Genomic DNA, 18,161 nt, shown 5'->3' with positions numbered 1-18,161 from the left:
GTCCGGCGCCGCTGTTCAGAAGAAGCGCGCCCCCGCGCGCAGAACGCCGCCACGGTTGTCGAGCGCCGCGTCGCGGGTGTCGAGGGCCAGCCTGCCTTCGGTCTGCACCGTGCCCCCACGGTTGTCGAACCCTTGCTGCCGAAGCGTCAGGTCGCTGCCGGTGACGAGTACGCCGTTGGCATTGGTCCACTTTCCGAGTTGCTGCAGATCGGTCCGACCGGCGACGACCGCCCCACCGCTGTTGTCGACCGCACCCCCGTGCGCCTTCAGGACCAGGGTCCCGTTGGTGCGCAACTGTCCACCGCGGTTGTCGATGCCGGCCGCCTCGATGGCGAGCGCGTCGCCACCCGCGCCGGATGCCTGTATCCGGCCATCGCGGTTCGACAATGCGGCGGCTCCGGAATCCAGGGCGATGCGGGTGGCGCCGACCTCGGCTCCGTCCAGGGCGATGCCTTGCGCCGCGATGGAGACCCGATCCCGCGCGACCACGCGGCCTCCCGACAGCGCGGCGCCTTCCAGCGCGCGCAGATCCGCATCGCGGCCCGACCGCACGACGGCGCGGTCCATCGACAGGGACCGGCCACCGACCTGTACGCCGCCGTCCGCCGACACATCGGAGCCGCCGAGCGAAACCGCTCCCGTGCCGGTCAACGAGACGACGCCGGCCGCACGCACCGTGCTCTCGCCCAACCCCAGCGTGGCCGCAGCGACGGTGACGTCCCGATCCGACGCGATTCGCTGGTTCGACAGGCCGACGCCCGTGGCTGCGATATGCAGGTCGCCGGCGGCCAGGATCCGCCCGGGCGCGGCGGTGCCGGCGGCGCCGGAAAGCGTGCGCGTGTCGATCCGCAAGCCGGCTCTCGACTGGATCGTTCCGGTGTTGCGGATGCTCTCGCCGGCGGAAACCACCAGATCGCGATCGGAGACGCCCTGCGTGATGGTTCCGCTGTTGACCAGCCGCGGCGTTGCCAGTCGCAGGCTTCCATCGGGTTGCAGGGTGCCGCGGTTGTCGATCTGTTCGGCCGAATCGACCGAGGCATTCCCGCGCGCGGAGGTCAGCCCGGTCAGCAGGACGCTGCCGGGCGTCGCGAGCCTCACGTCGCCCGCGGCATGCGTGTCGTGCAGTTTCAGGTCGCCCGCGGCCGACAGCTCGATGTTGCCTTGCAGCGCGGCCATGCGGCCTTCGCTGTTGACGCCCAGGCCCTTTTCGTTCGCCACCAGGAAAATCTGGTTCGCGTACATGCCGCCCAGGCTCTTGATGTCGACGGCGAACACCGGTGCCGCGCCCGCGCCGGCGATCGGCGTGGAAGCCAGGGTGCCGTACAGCACCTTCTGCGGACCGGTGAGCGCCTGCAGGTTCTGCGCCCACACCTGTCCTTCGATGACCAGCCCGCGCGCCACGAGATCCAGCTGTTCGAGATTGGTCGCGTTGAGGCCGGCGGCGCCCACCCCGATCTGTCCTTGGGTGACGTTGAAGCCTTCAAGGGCGCCTTTTGCTCCGAACTGCGCAACCCCCGTCGTCAACGTGGCCCGGCCGGCGGTGTTGAGAAAACCGCAGCCGTCGCACTGGATGCCGTTGGGATTGGCGATGACGATATCGGCGCGCTGGCCGGCGATCTCGATCGTGCCTCGCAAGGAGCTGGGCCGGGTCGACACCACTTCGTTGAGCACGATGCGCGCCGGTGTCATGCCGAGTTGCAGGTTGCCGCCGACGTACCCACCCAGCTGCGTCTGCACCGTCTTGCCGCTGTTGTTGAGGATGGCGCCCTGCTGGCCCACGTCGAACTGGCCGAACTGGTTGCGGCTCACACCGGCGACACTCGGCGGCGCGATATGGACGATGGGGACGCCATTGGCCGCTGCGTCGATGAGGGGTCGCTGTCCGGCCGGCGCGCCCGGCGCGGCGACGAGTTGGGCCATCGCCGGTGCGCTGCCGAGCACCGTCTGCAAACCGAACAGCACCACCAGCACCCGCGCGAAGCGGCGTGCCCGGCCGGCCGGACTCGTCGGCGGCACACGAAGCTGCTCCGGCAGGCTCGGGCGGTCACGGCGGTCGCGGACGTTCGTGTGGACAGTGCGAGGCATGGAAGGATGCGACATGGAATACCGCGGGCGGATACCCGCGCTTCAGAAAAGGTAGCTGAGAGAAAACGTCGGCACGAGGCTGCGCCCGCGAAAACCGGCCGGCCGCCGGACAGGCACGCCGAGCGCCAGTTCGAAGACGAGAAACCTGGCACGGCCTCGGGCGCCGACGGCGGCGCCCGTCAGGCGACGACCCGGCAACAGGGCGGCACTGGGTCCCGCGACGCGGCCAAAATCGATGGCGCCGAACCATTCGAGGGATGCGCTCCAGAGCGCAGGCAATGCACCCGACAGCTCGTTTCGGATATAGAAACCCTTTTCGGCGAGCAGGACCGTATCGCCGGTGAAGCCGCGCACGGTGCCTCGCCCGCCGATGGCGATCTGGTCGATCGACAAGGTGGTGTCGGGGCTGTACTGGCCCCGTACCGCCAGGGTGTGCTGCAGGTTTCGCGGTCCGCCCGACGCCGTCGTCGGCCCCGGTATCGACGGTGCGGCAAAGGACGTCGCCAGGCTTGCTGCGAACGTCGCCACCCGGGGGCGCAAGGTCGGCCCGCCTTCGCGCGCGCCGACCAGATCTTCCTGGGCCTTGCCCCAGCCGACACCGCGGCGGAGCGCCAGTTCGCCGTCGAAGACCGATTGCGCCCATAGCTGCTTGTAGGTGAGCCCGAGTTCGAAGGCCGTAGTCCGGCGTCGCTGCACCAGGACCTCCGTATCGTCGAGGTAGCTTCTGGCATGGCGCATGGAAACGGCGGCTTGTACGCCTACCTTCGCCGATGCGCTGCGCCACGCGACATGGTGCCAGCGCGCCTCGGCGGTGGCGCTGGTGCCGCTCGACAGGAAACGGGCTGTCGTCCCCTGTACATACTGCGCGAAACGACTTTGCGATCCACTGACCGTGAAGGTGTCGTATCCCCAAGGAATGCTGTAGTACGCGGCCGCGGACTGGCTGCGATGCGCGGACGACAGTTGCTCGCCGTTGCTGTTGACGCTGATGCCGACCAGATCGGACAAGCCCAGGGGATTGTCGAGCGCGAGGTTCCCGGCGAGCTGGGTGCGTCCCAGAACCGCGGTGCCGGAGTTGTCCACGGTGATGCCGCCACGCAGCCGCTCGGCCAGCGTCGGGACGTTGCCTTCCACCACCACCTGGCTCGTGTCGGGCGGTCCACCCGGCTCCAGGCGGACGGCGACGGTGGTGCTGGGCAGGCGCCGCGCCTGCTCGACGCCCTGCTCCACGTCCCGGATGTTGAGGAGCTTGCCTGGTGCGATCGGAAAGGCGTTGCGTCCGCGCAGGAGCACGGCCGGATCGGTGCCTTCGCCGCGAGCCGCGGCCCGCATCTCGAGCGTGTCGATCCGGCCTGCGTGCAGCCGCAGCAGGAGGTGTCCGGACGCCAGGTTCTGCTCCGGCAAGGAAATCTTGCTGGTGGCGAAACCGCGGCTCAACAGGTGCTGGTCGAGGCTGGAAACCAGCCGGCGGATACCTTCGACTCCCAGGCAGGACCGATGGTCGAGATCACCCTGCGTCAGCACCCACGCGAAGTTCGCCGCGTCGGGACCGGTGAGTTCAGCGGTGCGGATGGGGAAGCACGGCGTCTCGACCGTGTCGGGGGCGGTCGCCGCAGGGCTCTCGGGCGGCCGCAAGGCACTGGCCTCGGGCAGCCTGTCGGCCTGCCGTAGCCGCTCGGCCTCGCGCCGCAGTCCATCCTCGATGGCACGCAGCGGTGCGCCGCTGTTCGCTTGCTGCGCCTGGGCCGCCGAATACGAAAGCGAAAGACCCACCACCAACCCACGGCAAATGCGCAACCCCGCGTTCGTCCCGCCCAAATCCACACTCCCCGCTCACTTTTTAATGGGCAAATTATTGTTTCCTCGATGATGGAAGTGTCATGATTTGTATGCTAACATTGCAAAAATAGGCGGCTCTGTTGCAGATCTGCAGCAGCCGCGTGCGCCGAGGCGGCGCAGGTCCTTTCGACCAGATCTCCGCAGTGTTCAGGACAGCCGCTCCACCCCGGGCAGTTCGCAGGCGTAGATCGCGTTGCGCAGCGCCGCTATCGCCTCGTAGCGGGTGAAGCTGCGGCGCCAGGCCAGCACCACCCGGCGGCTGGGAGGCGTGCCCTCGAACGGGATGTAGCGGATGTACTGCGCGGCCTCGGCGGCCGCCTTGCCGCGCTTGTTCGGCCGCGGCGCCAGCGCGTCCTTGGGCACCGACAGGCGGGGCACCAGGGTCACGCCCATGCCGGCGGCGACCATGTGCTTGATCGTCTCCAGCGAGGAGCCTTCGAAGCTCTTGCGGATGCCTTCCGCGTTGGCCGAGAAGCGGGCGAACTCGGGGCACACCTCCAGGACATGGTCGCGGAAGCAGTGGCCGGTGCCCAGCAGCAGCATGGTCTCGCTCCTGATCTCTTCGGCGCCGATGGCGCTGCGCCCGGCCAGCGGGTGGGTGCTGGGCACCGCGATCATGAAGGGCTCGTTGTAGAGCGCGGCCATCGCCAGGCCGGTGTCGGGAAACGGCTCGGCCATGATGGCGCAGTCGATCTCGCCGGTGCGCAGCATCTCCAGCAGCCGGGCGGTGAAGTTCTCCTGCAGCACCAGGGGCATCTGCGGCGTGTGGCCGATCGCCTGGCGCACCAGGTCGGGCAGCAGGTAGGGGCCGATGGTGTAGATGATGCCGAGCGCCAGCGGCCCGGCCAGCGGATCCTTGCCGCGCCGGGCGATCTCCCGGATGCCGGCGGCCTGCTCCAGCACGCTCTGGGCCTGGCGCACGATCTCTTCGCCCAGGGCGGTGACCGCGACCTCGTTGGCGCTGCGCTCGAAGAGCTTGACCTCCAGCTCTTCCTCGAGTTTCTTGATCGCCACCGACAGCGTCGGCTGCGACACGTGGCAGGCCTCGGCGGCCTTGCCGAAATGCCTTTCGCGGGCGACGGCGACGATGTACTTGAGTTCGGTCAGGGTCATGCGGCGATTGTCCCGCAAGCTCCGGCGCGCGACGTCCACGCGCGCGCGGCCGGATCGGCGGGCACGGCGTCAGGCCTTCAGGTACTCCGACCTGGTGCCCAGCCAGCGCGCGACGTGCCGCGCGGCCAGTCCCGGATCGCGGTCGAGCATCCGCGGTGCCAGGTCGCGGGCCCATTCGAGCAGGTCGATATCGGCCTCCAGGTCGGCGAAGCGCAGCAGCGCGGCGCCGGACTGGCGCGCGCCCAGGAATTCGCCCGGCCCGCGGATCGCCAGGTCGCGCCGGGCGATCTCGAAGCCGTCGTTCGTCTCGACCATCGCCCGCAGCCGCTCGCGGGCGGTCTCGCTGACCCGGCCGCCCTCGTTGGTGGCGTAGAGCAGCACGCAGGCCGAGGCCGCCGCGCCGCGCCCCACCCGGCCGCGCAGCTGGTGCAGCTGGCTCAATCCGAAGCGCTCGGCATGCTCGATCACCATCAGCGAGGCGTTGGGCACGTCGACCCCCACCTCGATCACCGTGGTACTCACCAGCACGCCCATCCGGCCGGCGGCGAATTCGGCCATCACCGCCTTCTTCTCGGCGGTGGGCATGCGCGAATGCAGCAGGCCGATGGCGGTGCCGGGCAGCGCCTCGACCAGGTCGGCATGGGTCTGGGTGGCGTTGGTCAGGTCGACCGCCTCGCTCTCCTCGATCAGCGGACAGACCCAGTAGACCTGCCGGCCTTGCGCCATCTGGGCGCCGATGCGGGCCACCACCTCGTCGCGGCGGCTGTCGGCGATCAGCTTGGTGACGACGGGGGTGCGGCCGGGCGGCAGTTCGTCGAGGGTGGAGACGTCCAGGTCGGCGTAATAGCTCATGGCCAGCGTCCGCGGGATCGGGGTGGCGGTCATCATCAGCATGTGCGGCTCGCGGCCCTCGCCCTGCAGCTTGCCGCGCAGGGCCAGCCGCTGCGCCACGCCGAAGCGGTGCTGCTCGTCGACCACCGCCAGCGCCAGCCGTTTGAACACCACCGGCCCCTGGATCACCGCGTGGGTGCCGATCACCAGCGCGGCGCCGCCGCTGGCGATCGTCTCCAGCGCCCGGGTGCGCTCCTTCTTCTTCTGGCTGCCGGTGAGCCAGGCGACCTGCAGGCCGCGCGCCTCCAGCAGCGGCGCCAGCCAGCCGACCAGTTTCTGGAAATGCTGCTCGGCCAGGATCTCGGTGGGCGCCATCAGGGCGCACTGCCAGCCGGCGTCGATGCAGATGCAGGCGGCCAGCGCGGCCACGATGGTCTTGCCGGCGCCCACGTCGCCCTGCAGCAGCCGGTGCATCGGCACGGCGCCGGTGCCGTCGGGCGCCAGGCGCGCCATGTCGTGCGCGATTTCGGCGACGACGCGGCGCTGCGCGCCGGTGAGCGCGAAAGGCAGGAGGGCCAGCAGGGCGTCGGACAGGCTGGCCGGGGCTGCGGAGGGCCCATCGTTGGATCGCGCAGACGGCACCGGCATGTCGTGGTCGCCGGGCGGCGACTGCAGCAGGGGCGCCCGCAACCCGTCGCGGGCACGCTTGGCCTCTAGCTGCGAGAGTTGCTGGGCCAGCAGCTCTTCGGCCTTGAGCCGTTGCCAGGCCGGGTGGCTACGGTCCTCCAGAACGGCCAGCGGCGTATCGGGCGTCGGATGGTGCAAAAATGATAGCGCAGAGTCCAAGCTCCACCACGGCCGAAGCCCCGTTTCCCTATGAATCGCGGCACCGGTCGGATACGGCGGCGCGTCGGGCGGCAGCGTCTCCGACAGGTCCACCCGCGCCAGCGCCGACTGCACCGCCCGGCGCAGATAGGCCTGCGGCAACTGGGCACTGGTGGGGTACACCGGCGTCAACCCCTCGGGCAGCGGCGCGTCGGCCGGCTTGAAGGACGGATGCAGCATCGTCCGCCCGATGAAGCCGCCGCGCATCTCGCCCCGCACCCGCACCCGCCGGCCCTCGGCCAGCGCTTTCTGGTGCGACGGATAAAAGGTGAAGAAGCGAAGTTCCAGCGTGTCGCTGCCGTCGTCGATCAGCACCTTGAGCTGGCGGCGCGGCGCGAGCTGCACGTCGCTGTGCACCACCGTGCCGGCGACCTGCGCCGTCTCGCCGTGGCGGGTGTCGGCGATGCGCAAGATGCGGGTCTCGTCCTCGTAGCGCAGCGGCACGTGCAGCGCCAGGTCGATGTCGCGGCGCAGGCCGAGCTTCTGCATCGCCAGCTGGGCCGGGCTGGCCGCCGCCTTGCGGGCAGGGGCAGCGCTGGGCGCGGGAACGGGGGAGTTGGCGACGCGCGGCATGAGCCCCGATTTTGCCTGCGCGCCATGTCCCCGCGGATGCAGGAACGATCCGCGGCGCCCTGCCACAATCGCGGCCTTTTCCGATCGACTCCTTCCTTGGAACGGACGCGTCCCGTCCTCGAGCGCCATGCCCTCTCCCGCCCCTGCCGCACCGCGCGACTTCACCGTCGCCGATTTCGACTTCGCCCTGCCCGCGTCCCTGATCGCCCAGCACCCCGCCGCCGAGCGCAGCGGATCGCGCCTGCTGGACGGCACCGGCGACGCACCCGCCGACCGCGCCTTCCGCGACCTGCCCGGCCTGCTGCGCGCGGGCGACCTGCTGGTCTTCAACGACACCCGCGTGGTCAAGGCCCGGCTCTTCGGCGAGAAGCCCACCGGCGGCAAGGCCGAGCTGCTGGTCGAGCGGGTGCTTCAGGGCCCCGAGATCGTGGCCCACGTCAAGGTCAGCAAGAAGCCGCCGGTGGGCACCACGCTGCGCATGGTGGGTGGTTTCGGCGCCACGCTGCTCGGCCGCTGGCCGGCGGAAGACGGGCCGCTGTTCCGCTTGCGCCTCGACGGCCCTGCCGGCGAGACGCCCTACGACCTGATGGAGCGCCACGGCCATGTGCCGCTGCCGCCGTATATCGAGCGCGACCAGCAGCACGAGGGCGTGGCCGACGCGGCCGAGGACGAGCGCCGCTACCAGACCGTCTTCGCCCGCGCGCCCGGCGCCGTGGCCGCGCCCACCGCGGCGCTGCACTTCGACGACGCCGTACTCGCCGCGCTGGAGGCCCGCGGCGTGCGGCGCGCCGCCGTCACCCTGCACGTCGGCGCCGGCACCTTCCAGCCGGTGAAGGTGGAGCGCATCGCCGACCACCGCATGCACCACGAGCGCTACGACGTGCCCGCCGCCACGCGGCAGGCGATCGCCGATTGCCGCGCCCGCGGCGGGCGGGTGGTGGCGGTCGGCACGACCACGGTGCGCACCCTCGAATCCTGGGCCGGCAGCGGCGAGCCTGAGGGCGACACCGACATCTTCATCACGCCGGGCTTCCGCTTCCGGGTGGTGGACGTGCTGCTGACCAACTTCCATCTGCCCCGGTCGACGCTGATGATGCTGGTCAGCGCCTTCGCCGGCTACGAGCGGGTGATGGGGCTGTACCGCCACGCGGTGGCGGAGGAATACCGGTTCTTCAGCTACGGGGATGCGATGCTGCTGCGGCGCAGCCGCCAGGCCCGCGCACCCGTTCCCGGCATGCCGGGTCATGCGGGATAATCCAGGCGTATCGCGCGGCCGGCTCCCGGCTCCCAGCGCCCCTTCCCTTCCCAGCCCAGACGCACGCACTCCGGCGACCGCGTCCTTCCTGCACGACGCCCTTCCCCATGAGCAGTTCCGCGACATCCCAAGACCGTCTTCTTCCGCGCCTGACCAAGATCGAGCAGCTGATTGCCAGGCGCGCCCTGACCGACGCGGCCAAAGAATTGAACAAGGCAGCCCAGTCCGCCCCGGGCGACCCGCGCGTCTACATCCTCGGCTCGCGCCTGGCCGAAGCGGCGGGCAATCCGAAGGACGCCCTGGCGTCCATGCGGCGTGCGGCCAGCATGGCCCCCGACTGGCCGGTGGCGGTCATCGAACTCGGCTTCCTGCTGGCGCGGCAGAACCAGTTCCAGGAAGCAGTGGAGCAGGCCGAAAAGGCCATGGCGCTGGCTCCCGAGGAGGGCGACGTGGTCGGCCGCGCGATCGATATCGCCCACCGCGCGCAACACTTCGAGCGGGCTCTCGACTGGCTGCGCTTAGCCGTCCGGACCCGACCCGACAACCTGCACCTGCAGCAGATGATCGCCCGCGACCTGGGCCTGCTGGGCCGGCACGGCGAATCGCGCGACGCTTACACCGCGCTGATCGAATCGGGCAACGAAGACGTCCAGCCGGCGGCGCTGATCGGGCGCATCCAGGCGGTGCTCAAGCAGGGCAGGAAGCGCGAGGCCCAGAAGGATGCGAAGGCTCTGCTCGCCCTCGATCCGGACCACGAGGAGTACCGCTTCTGGAACGAGCTGGCGCAGGGCCGCACGCCGTCCACCCAGCCGGCCGCGCTGGTGCGCGAACTCTACCGCGGTTTCGCCGACCTCTACGACCAGCACACGGTGCACGGCCTGCGCTACCAGTTGCCGCGCCAGGTGGCGCAGCGCATTTTGGCGCTGCCGGCCGACCGCCGCCGCAACGTGCTCGACCTGGGCTGCGGCACCGGACTGCTCGGCGCCTGCCTCGGCCGCCCGGAAGGCGCGCTGGTCGGCGTGGACGTGTCCCGCGAGATGGTGGAGCAGGCGGCGCGGCGCAACGTGTACGACAAGTTCCACAACGTCAACCTGCTGGACGCCCTGCGCGAAACGCCCGCCGGCCTCTACGAAGTCATCACGGCGTGCGACGTCTTCATCTACGTGGGCGACCTGACCGAGGCGATTCCGAACGCCTACCGCGTACTCGCGCCCGGCGGGCATTTCATCTTCTCCTGCGAGGCCGCCACCGACGAGGAAGGCGATCTGGCATTGCGCACCACGATGCGCTATGCGCACGGTGTCGAGCATGTGCGCAGCCAGTGCAAGGCCGCCGGATTCGCCGACGTGTCGATCGAAGAGACCGAACTGCGCCTGGAAGACGAGCTGCCGGTCGAGGGCTTCATCGTGATGGCCCGCAAACCCGACTGAGCCGACGCCCCCTGCCAGCGACGCATCCGATGCTTTCCTTCGACCTCCTCGCCACCGACCCCGCCAGCCACGCCCGCCGCGGCACGCTCACCCTGAACCACGGGGTGGTGCAGACGCCGATCTTCATGCCTGTGGGCACCTACGGCACCGTCAAGGGCGTGATGCCGCGCTCGCTGGAAGAGATGGGCGCGCAGATCATCCTGGGCAATACCTTCCACCTGTGGATGCGGCCGGGCCTCGACGTGATGGCGTCGTTCGGCGGACTGCACCCGTTCGAGAAATGGAACAAGCCGATCCTGACCGATTCGGGCGGTTTCCAGGTGTGGTCGCTGGGCGCGATGCGCAAGATCTCGGAGGAAGGCGTGAAGTTCGCGTCGCCGGTCAACGGCGACAGGCTGTTCCTCACGCCCGAAGTGTCGATGCGGATCCAGACGGTCCTGAACAGCGACATCGTGATGCAGTTCGACGAATGCACGCCCTACGACACCCAGGGCCACATCACGACGGAGGCCGAGGCCCGCACCTCGATGGAGCTGAGCCTGCGCTGGGCCAGGCGCTGCCAGGGCGAGTTCGCGCGGCTGGAGAACCCCAACGCGCTCTTCGGCATCGTGCAGGGCGGCATGTTCGGACACCTGCGCCAGGAGTCGCTCGACCGGCTGGTCGAGATGGACTTCCCCGGCTACGCCATCGGCGGCGTGAGCGTGGGCGAGCCCAAGGAAGAGATGCTGCGCGTCATGGCCCACACGCCGCACCGGCTGCCGGCGCACAAGCCCCGCTACCTGATGGGCGTGGGCACGCCGGAGGACCTGGTGCAGGGCGTGGCCGACGGTGTCGACATGTTCGACTGCGTGATGCCGACCCGCAACGCGCGCAACGGGACGCTCTTCAGCCGCTACGGCGACCTGAAGATCCGCAACGCCCGCCACAAGACCGATCCGAAGCCGCTCGACACCAGCTGCACCTGCCACGCCTGCGCCGGCACCACCGGCGTGTCGTGGGACGACGGCGGTCGCGGGGGCTTCAGCCGCGCCTACCTGCACCACCTCGACCGCTGCGGCGAGATGCTGGGGCCGATGCTCACCACCATCCACAACCTGCACTACTACCTGCAGCTGATGCGGGAGATCCGCGACGCGCTCGACGCGGGCCGCTTCGCCGCGTTCCGCGCACAATTCAAGGCCGACCGGGCGCGCGGCGTCTGAAAAAGGCGGGGCCGCATCGGCGCGCAGCCGCAGGTCACGACGCCCCGGGCGAATCCCCTTTTCACCAGGAGACACCCCATGATCCGCCGCCATTTCACGTTCGCCTGCCTGTCGCTGCCGCTCGCCGCCGGCGCCCACGCGCAGACGGCCTATCCCCACAAGCCGATCCGGCTGATCGTGCCCTTCCCGCCCGGCGGCGGCACCGACATCCTGTCGCGGCTGGTGGCCAACAAGCTGACCGAGGTGTCGAAGTGGACGGTGATCCCCGACAACCGCGGCGGTGCGGGCGGCACCATCGGCATCGCCGAAGCGGTGAAGGCGGCGCCCACCGGCTACGAGATGGTGATGGGCCAGAAGGACAACCTGGTCGTCGCGCCCTGGCTCTACAAGAGCCTGAGCTACAACCCGACCACCGACCTGGTGCCGGTGGCGCACGTGGCCTACACGCCGGTGGTGATCGTCACCGCAGTCGCCTCCAGGTACAAGACGCTGGCCGACGTGATCGCCGCGGCCAAGGCCGCGCCCGACAGCATCACCTACGGCTCGCCCGGCAACGGCACTACGATCCACCTGGCGGGCGAGATCCTGAAGACCACCGCCGGCATCCAGATCCGCCACGTGCCCTACAAGGGCTCCAACCCCGCGATGATGGATGCGCTGGCCGGCAACATCGACCTGATGGTGTCCTCGGTCCCGTCGGCCATCGGGCAGATCAAGTCGGGCAAGCTGCGGGCGCTGGCGGTCACCTCGGCCCAGCGCAGCAGCTCGCTGCCCGACGTGCCCACGGTGGCCGAGTCGGGCTACAAGGGCTTCGACGTGAGCACCTGGTACGGCCTCTTCATGCCGGCCGCGGCGCCCAAGGATGCGATCGCCCGGATGCACGACGAGGTGAACCGCCTGCTGGCAATGTCCGACATGATCGCGGCGATCCAGGCCCAGGGCGCCGAGCCCAAGGCGATGGGCGCCGACGCCTTCGCACAGCTGCTCAAAACCGACTACCTGCAGTGGCGCGACATCGTGCGCAACTCGGGCGCGACGGTCGAGTAAACACCGCCCGCCAGCTGCGCGAACCGAAAAAACATCCTTGCGAATCCGGTAGTCGTACTCCATAGCTGCAACCGCGCCACAAGCCTGGCCACACCTGTGCTGCGCCACGCCCCGTGCCGGGTGCGAATTCCCGCATCGATACTTTTCCGCGCTACAGGCCCTTAGAGCGGCTAACACAACCCAGCGAAGCGGTTCTGGCTAGGCACCGCATCGCAGACAGTACGAGTAGTACGACAAGGTGCGGCAACGACGCCAGAAGGGTTGTGTTAGCCGCTCTTACCCCGGCCTGAGATTCGGCGCCCAGAATCGAAGGCCCTGCAACTCCTACCGAAAGCTCCCGATGGCGCAACCGAACGTGGCCGAAGTGTTCGTCGACACCCTGCGCGAGGCGGGCATACGGCGCATCTACGGCGTGGTGGGCGACAGCCTGAACGGCATCACCGAGGTACTTCGCGCCCGCGGCGACATCGACTGGGTGCATGTGCGCCACGAGGAAACCGCCGCCTTCGCCGCCGGGGCCGAGGCCCACCTGACCGGCCGGCTGGCGGTCTGCGCCGGCTCCTGCGGCCCGGGCAACCTGCACCTGATCAACGGCCTGTTCGACGCCCACCGCAGCCGGGTGCCGGTGCTGGCGATCGCGGCGCAGATCCCCACCGAGGAGATCGGCTCGGGCTACTTCCAGGAGACGCGGCCCGAGGCGCTGTTCCGCGACTGCAGCGTATTCTGCGAATCGGTGTCGGACCCGTCGCCCATGCCGCGCATCCTCGACTTGGCGATCCGCGCGGCGGTGGGCCGGCGCGGCGTCGCGGTGGTGGTGATCCCCGGCGACATCGCCCTGCTGCCGGCGGTGCGGACCGCCGTCTCGTCGCGCGCCTCCCTGCTGCCGGTGCCGCCGCTGGTGCGGCCCGACGACGCGCAGCTCACCGCGCTGGCCGCGCTGCTGGAAGGCGCCGGCAAGGTCACCATCCTGGCCGGCCGCGGCTGCCTGGGCGCGCATGCCGGGCTGTTAGCGCTGGCCGGCCGGCTGCAGGCGCCCATCGTCCACGCCCTGGGCGGCAAGGAGATCGTGGAATACGACAACCCGTTCGACGTCGGCATGACCGGGCTGATCGGCTTCTCGTCGGGCTACCACGCGATGATGGAGTGCGACCTGCTGCTGATGCTGGGCACCGATTTCCCGTACCGCCAGTTCTTCCCCGAGAAGGCGAAGGTGGTGCAGATCGACCTGCGCGCCGAACAGCTGGGCCGGCGCACCGCGCTCGACATGGGCCTGGTGGGCGACGTGAAGACCACGCTGGAAGCGTTGCTGCCGCACCTGTCGCAGAAGCCCGACCGCGGCCACCTGGAGGCCTGCCTGCAGCACTATGCCGAGGCCCGCGCCGGGCTGGACGAACTGGCGGTGCCGCCCACCGACGGCGCCACCGCCCAAATCCACCCGCAGCAGGTGGTGCACGAACTGAGCCGCCTGGCCGCCGACGACGCGGTCTTCACCGTGGACGTGGGCACGCCCACCATCTGGGCCGCGCGCTACCTGAAGATGAACGGCCGGCGCCGGCTGATCGGCTCCTTCGTGCACGGCTCGATGGCCGGCGCGATGCCGCAGGCGATCGGCGCGCAGGCGGCGTTCCCGGGCCGGCAGGTGATCGCGCTGGCGGGCGACGGCGGCTTCACCATGCTGATGGGCGACCTGCTGACGCTGGCGCAGGAAAAGCTGCCGGCGAAGATCGTCGTCTTCAACAACGGCTCGCTCGGCTTCGTCGAGATGGAGATGAAGGCCGCCGGCCTGCTGGAGACCGGCGTGGCGCTGCAGAACCCCGACTTCGCCGCGATGGCGCGCGCCGCCGGAATCCACGGCGTGCGGATCGAGCATCCGGGGCAGCTCGATGCCGGCCTGCGCGGCGCGCTGGCGCACGACGGCCCGGTGGTGGTCGACGTGCTGGTGGCGCGGCAGGAGCTGTCGATCCCGCCCAAGATCACCGCGGCCCAGGCCAAGGGCTTCGGCCTGTACGCGCTGAAGGCGGTGATCGACGGCCGGGGCGGCACCCTGCTGGACCTGGCGAAGACCAACCTGCTGCGCTGACGCAGCCGTGGTGGCGCTGGCGCTTCAGGCCTTCGCGGCGGATGCGGCCAGCAACTGCTGCACCCGCGCCTGCAGCAGCTCGGGCCGCACCTGCGCCGCCGGCAACGGCGCGCCCACGTCCAGCCCCACCCGGTTGAAGAAGCCGCGCCGAAACGGCTTGACCATGGCCCGGCGCGTGCCGCCGCGCAGCTCGATCCGGCTGAAGAAGGAGCCCCACAGGTTCGACAGCGCCATCGGCACCACCGGCACCTCCAGCCCGTCGGCGCGCGCCTGCTCCAGGATCTTCATGATGCCGCCCTTGAAGGGCTGGAGCGTGCCGTCCTGCGTGATCGCACCCTCGGGAAAGATGGCGACCAGCTCGCCTTCGCGCAGCGCATGCGCCACCCGGGCGAAGGCGGCCTCGTAGATGGCCGGGTCTTCCTTCTGCGGCGCGATCGGGATCGCCTTGGCCAGCCGGAACAGGGCGCCCAGCACCGGCGTGGCGAAGATGCGGTGGTCCATCACGAAATGGATCGGCCGGGGGCTGGCGGCCATCAGCAGCACCGGATCGACGAAGCTCACGTGGTTGCAGACCAGCACCGCCGCGCCCTGCAGCGGGATCCGCGCGTCGCCCCGGATCCGGAAGCGGTAGACGAAGCGCGAGGCTACCCAGGCGATGAAACGCAGCAGGTACTCGGGCACCAGCAGGAAGATGTAGGCCGCCACCAGCGCGTTGGCGATGCCGGTCAGCAGGAAGATCCGCGGCACGGTGGCGCCGGCCGCCAGCAGGCCGCCGGCGATCACCGAGCTGGCGATCATGAACAGCGCATTGAGGATGTTGTTGGCCGCGATGATCCGGGCACGGTGCGTCGGCTGGCTGCGCAGCTGGATCAGCGCGTACATCGGCACGCTGTAGAGGCCGGCGAACAGGCTCAGCAGCGCCAGGTCGGCCATCACGCGCCAGTGCGCCGCTTGCGACACGAAGGCCGAGAGGCCCATCACCGGCACCGCAGGCAACCCGCGCGAGGCGAAGTACAGGTCGATCGCGAACACGCTCATGCCGATCGCGCCGAGCGGCACCAGGCCGATCTCGACCTGCCGGCGGCTCAGCACCTCGCAGAGCAGGGAGCCGGTGCCGATGCCCACCGAGAACACCACCAGCAGCAGCGAGGCGACGCGCTCGTCGCCGTGCAGCACCTCCCTCGCGAAGTAGGGGAACTGGCTCAGGAACACCGCGCCGAAGAACCACATCCAGCTGATGCCCAGCAGCGAGCGGAACACCGCCGTGTTGCCGTGCGCCAGCTTCAGGTTGCGCCAGGTCTCGGTGAACGGGTTCCAGTTGATCCTGAGCTGCGGATCGGTCGCCGGCGCGCGCGGAATACCCTGCGCCACCAGCCGCCCCGCCAGCGCCAGCGCGACGCAGGCGCCCGCCACCCAGGCGTGCCCCACCTGCGGCACCGCCACCAGCAGGCCGCCCGCCACCTGGCCGAGCAGGATCGCGACGAAGGTGCCCATCTCGACCATGCCGTTGCCGCCGGTCAGCTCGCGCTCGTGCAGCACCTGGGGCAGGTAGGCGAACTTCACCGGCCCGAAGAGGGTGGAGTGCAGGCCCATCAGGAAGGTGCAGACCAGCAGCACCACCACGTTGCCCAGCACGAAGCCGGCGGCGGCCAGCAGCATGATGGCGATCTCCAGGTTCTTCACGAATCGGATCATCTGCGTCTTGTCGTGCTTGTCGGTGAGCTGGCCCGAGGTGGCCGAGAACAGCAAAAACGGCAGGATGAACAGCGCGCCGATCACCAGCCCGGCCAGCGCCGGCGGCATCCACGACACCGACAGCTGGTAGGTCACCAGCACGGTGAAGGCGAACTTGAACACATTGTCGTTGGCCGCGCCCGCGAACTGGGTCCAGAAGAACGGGCCGAAGCGGCGCTGGCGCAGCAGGGCGAACTGGTTCGGGTGGACCGGCGCGTCGGGGGCCGCGGGAAGCGTGTCGGGCATGCAGGGCTCCAGTGCATCGGGCCCGCCGCGGGCCGTGTGCGGCGGATTGTGCAGGATCGCCCGAGCGCCGAAATCGCAGCGATGTTTCTCGCCCACCCGGCTAGAATCGCCGCTGCAGGAGAGCGAATGGTGGCCACGCCCCATTCCACCGAAGGCGCAAACTCCCATGAACGCTCAGGTGGGCCGTCACGCAAGACGGCCTGGGTACTGCAACATCTAGTAGACAGCCGTCTGGAGAGACGCCGCAGCGCACCCCGGTGCCGCTGGCGGCGCACCGAAGGAGCAAGCACCGCAACCGTTGCGGTGTGAATCTCTCAGGTACCGAGGACAGGGGGAGCGGCAACGGGACGCGTGCGTCCGGTTGCGCCACCACTTTCCGCAACCGCAACCGCGCTCCTTGCAGAAAACCTGAAAGGATTTCGCCATGCGCGTCGTCGTCCTCGGCTCCGGCCTCCTCGGCCTCACCTCCGCCCACTACCTGCAGCAGCTCGGCCACGAGGTGACGGTCATCGACCGCCAGCCCACGCCCGCGGCCGAAACCAGCTTCGCCAACGGCGGGCAGATCTCGGTCAGCCACGCCGAGCCCTGGGCCAACCCCTCCGCTCCGCTGAAGGTGCTGCAGTGGCTGGCCCGCGAAGATGCGCCGCTGCTGTTCCGCATCCGCGCCGACATGCGCCAATGGCTCTGGGGCCTGCAGTTCCTGCGCGAATGCACCCCGGCCCGCACCCGCCACAACATCGAGCAGATCGTGCGCCTGGGCACCTACAGCCGCGACACGCTGCAGCAGCTGCGCGCCGACACCGGCCTGGAATACGCCGAGCGCACCCAGGGCATCCTGCATTTCTACACCAGCCGGAAAGAGTTCGACGGCGCCGAAGGCCCGGCACGCCAGATGCGCGCGCTGGGCTGCGACCGCCGCGTGATATCGGCCGACGAGGCCCTGCGCATCGAGCCCGCCCTGGCCCATATCCGGCCGCAGCTGGCCGGCGCCACCTTCACCGCGGAGGACGAATCGGGCGACGCCCACCGCTTCGCCCGCGGTCTGGCGGCCCGTGCAGAGGCGGCCGGCGTGCAGTTCCGCCTGGGCCACACGATCACCGCGCTGCGCGAAGTGGGCGGCCGCATCGACCATGTCGAGGTGACCGACCCGGACGGCCGCTTCCAACGCATACGGGGCGACGCCTTCGTGCTGGCGATGGGCTCGTTCAGCCCGCTGCTGACCGCGCCTTTGGGCATCCGCCTGCCGATCTACCCCGCCAAGGGCTATTCGGTCACGATGCCGGTGGCCGACGCGTCCCGCGCGCACCAGGTCTCGCTGACCGACGACGAATACAAGCTGGTCTTCTCCCGCCTGACCACGCCCGACGGCGTCGACCGCCTGCGCATCGCCGGCACGGCCGAACTCAACGGTTACGACCGCAACCTGAACCCGGTGCGCTGCGACGCCATCGTGCGCCGGACCGAGCAGCTCTTCCCCGGCGCGGGCGACGCGTCGCAGGCCCAGTTCTGGACCGGCCTGCGCCCTGCCACGCCCAGCAACCTGCCGCTGATCGGCCGCACCACGCTGGGCAACCTGTTCCTCAACACCGGCCACGGCACCCTGGGCTGGACCCACGCCTGCGGTTCGGGCAAGTCGATCGCCCGCATCGTGAGCGGCCTGGCGCCCGAGGTGGATTACGTGTTCACCGGCATGGAGCGACCCGCGCCGCGGGCGGAGGCGGCGACCGTCTGAACACGTTCGCGCCTCGGGGGCGGCCTCGCCCGGTTCGCGCCGCGCGCGCACGGTGCGGCCGGTCGCCGGACCGGCTCCACTGCGCCGGGACTTGATTTCAAGAGAATAG

At 70.0% G+C, this 18,161-nt stretch carries 11 protein-coding genes and 2 riboswitches; of the genes, 6 read left to right on the top strand and 5 right to left on the bottom strand.

The features are described 5' to 3' along the window. Window positions 1-15 precede the first annotated feature (15 nt). The 4 genes from DFQ15_RS12665 to recG form a co-directional block, all read right to left on the bottom strand. A complete protein-coding gene (locus DFQ15_RS12665; protein WP_158529067.1) occupies window positions 16-2,085 on the bottom strand; it encodes a filamentous hemagglutinin N-terminal domain-containing protein in 2,070 nt (689 codons plus the stop codon). 42 nt (window positions 2,086-2,127) lie between these two features. Beyond that, window positions 2,128-3,858, bottom strand: a complete 1,731-nt coding sequence (locus tag DFQ15_RS12660; RefSeq protein WP_158529066.1) for a ShlB/FhaC/HecB family hemolysin secretion/activation protein — start codon at window positions 3,856-3,858, stop codon at window positions 2,128-2,130. 213 nt (window positions 3,859-4,071) lie between these two features. Then, window positions 4,072-5,037: a LysR substrate-binding domain-containing protein gene (locus DFQ15_RS12655; protein WP_110466320.1), complete on the bottom strand. Its 966-nt coding sequence runs from the start codon at window positions 5,035-5,037 to the stop codon at window positions 4,072-4,074. Window positions 5,038-5,106: 69 nt separating this feature from the next. Beyond that, window positions 5,107-7,326, bottom strand: coding sequence for an ATP-dependent DNA helicase RecG (gene recG / locus DFQ15_RS12650; RefSeq protein WP_110466319.1), 2,220 nt, complete (start codon window positions 7,324-7,326; stop codon window positions 5,107-5,109). 127 nt (window positions 7,327-7,453) lie between these two features. On the opposite strand from recG, the gene queA reads away from it, so the two are divergent. From queA to poxB, 5 genes are all read left to right on the top strand, one after another. Continuing rightward, a complete protein-coding gene (gene queA, locus DFQ15_RS12645) occupies window positions 7,454-8,581 on the top strand; it encodes a tRNA preQ1(34) S-adenosylmethionine ribosyltransferase-isomerase QueA (protein ID WP_110466318.1) in 1,128 nt (375 codons plus the stop codon). Between the two features lie 107 nt (window positions 8,582-8,688). Then, window positions 8,689-10,011, top strand: a complete 1,323-nt coding sequence (locus DFQ15_RS12640; RefSeq protein WP_110466317.1) for a methyltransferase domain-containing protein — start codon at window positions 8,689-8,691, stop codon at window positions 10,009-10,011. Window positions 10,012-10,040: 29 nt separating this feature from the next. Beyond that, on the top strand, window positions 10,041-11,213 hold the full coding sequence (tgt, locus tag DFQ15_RS12635) for a tRNA guanosine(34) transglycosylase Tgt (protein WP_110466316.1): 1,173 nt from the start codon (window positions 10,041-10,043) through the stop codon (window positions 11,211-11,213). Between the two features lie 78 nt (window positions 11,214-11,291). Next, window positions 11,292-12,260: a Bug family tripartite tricarboxylate transporter substrate binding protein gene (locus tag DFQ15_RS12630; protein WP_110466315.1), complete on the top strand. Its 969-nt coding sequence runs from the start codon at window positions 11,292-11,294 to the stop codon at window positions 12,258-12,260. Window positions 12,261-12,600: 340 nt separating this feature from the next. Next, on the top strand, window positions 12,601-14,340 hold the full coding sequence (gene poxB / locus DFQ15_RS12625) for a ubiquinone-dependent pyruvate dehydrogenase (RefSeq protein WP_110466314.1): 1,740 nt from the start codon (window positions 12,601-12,603) through the stop codon (window positions 14,338-14,340). A gap of 24 nt (window positions 14,341-14,364) precedes the next feature. Here the strand turns inward: poxB and DFQ15_RS12620 are convergent, their stop codons facing one another. After that, window positions 14,365-16,320 (bottom strand): MFS transporter, encoded by a 1,956-nt coding sequence (locus tag DFQ15_RS12620; protein ID WP_110466329.1) that lies wholly within the window; start codon window positions 16,318-16,320, stop codon window positions 14,365-14,367. Window positions 16,321-16,425: 105 nt separating this feature from the next. Then, window positions 16,426-16,529, top strand: a riboswitch (glycine riboswitch). A gap of 12 nt (window positions 16,530-16,541) precedes the next feature. Next, a riboswitch (glycine riboswitch) is annotated at window positions 16,542-16,661 on the top strand. Window positions 16,662-16,744: 83 nt separating this feature from the next. Between DFQ15_RS12620 and DFQ15_RS12615 the strand changes: the two genes are divergently transcribed. After that, complete coding sequence (locus DFQ15_RS12615) at window positions 16,745-18,052, top strand: D-amino acid dehydrogenase (RefSeq protein ID WP_110466313.1); 1,308 nt, start codon at window positions 16,745-16,747, stop codon at window positions 18,050-18,052. The last annotated feature ends 109 nt before the right edge of the window (window positions 18,053-18,161 follow it).

Origin of the sequence: Xylophilus ampelinus, assembly GCF_003217575.1 — a bacterium.
Lineage (GTDB): Bacteria > Pseudomonadota > Gammaproteobacteria > Burkholderiales > Burkholderiaceae_C > Xylophilus > Xylophilus ampelinus.
Note: the sequence above shows the minus strand (reverse complement) of the source record. Positions and strands in the feature narration are given on the sequence as shown.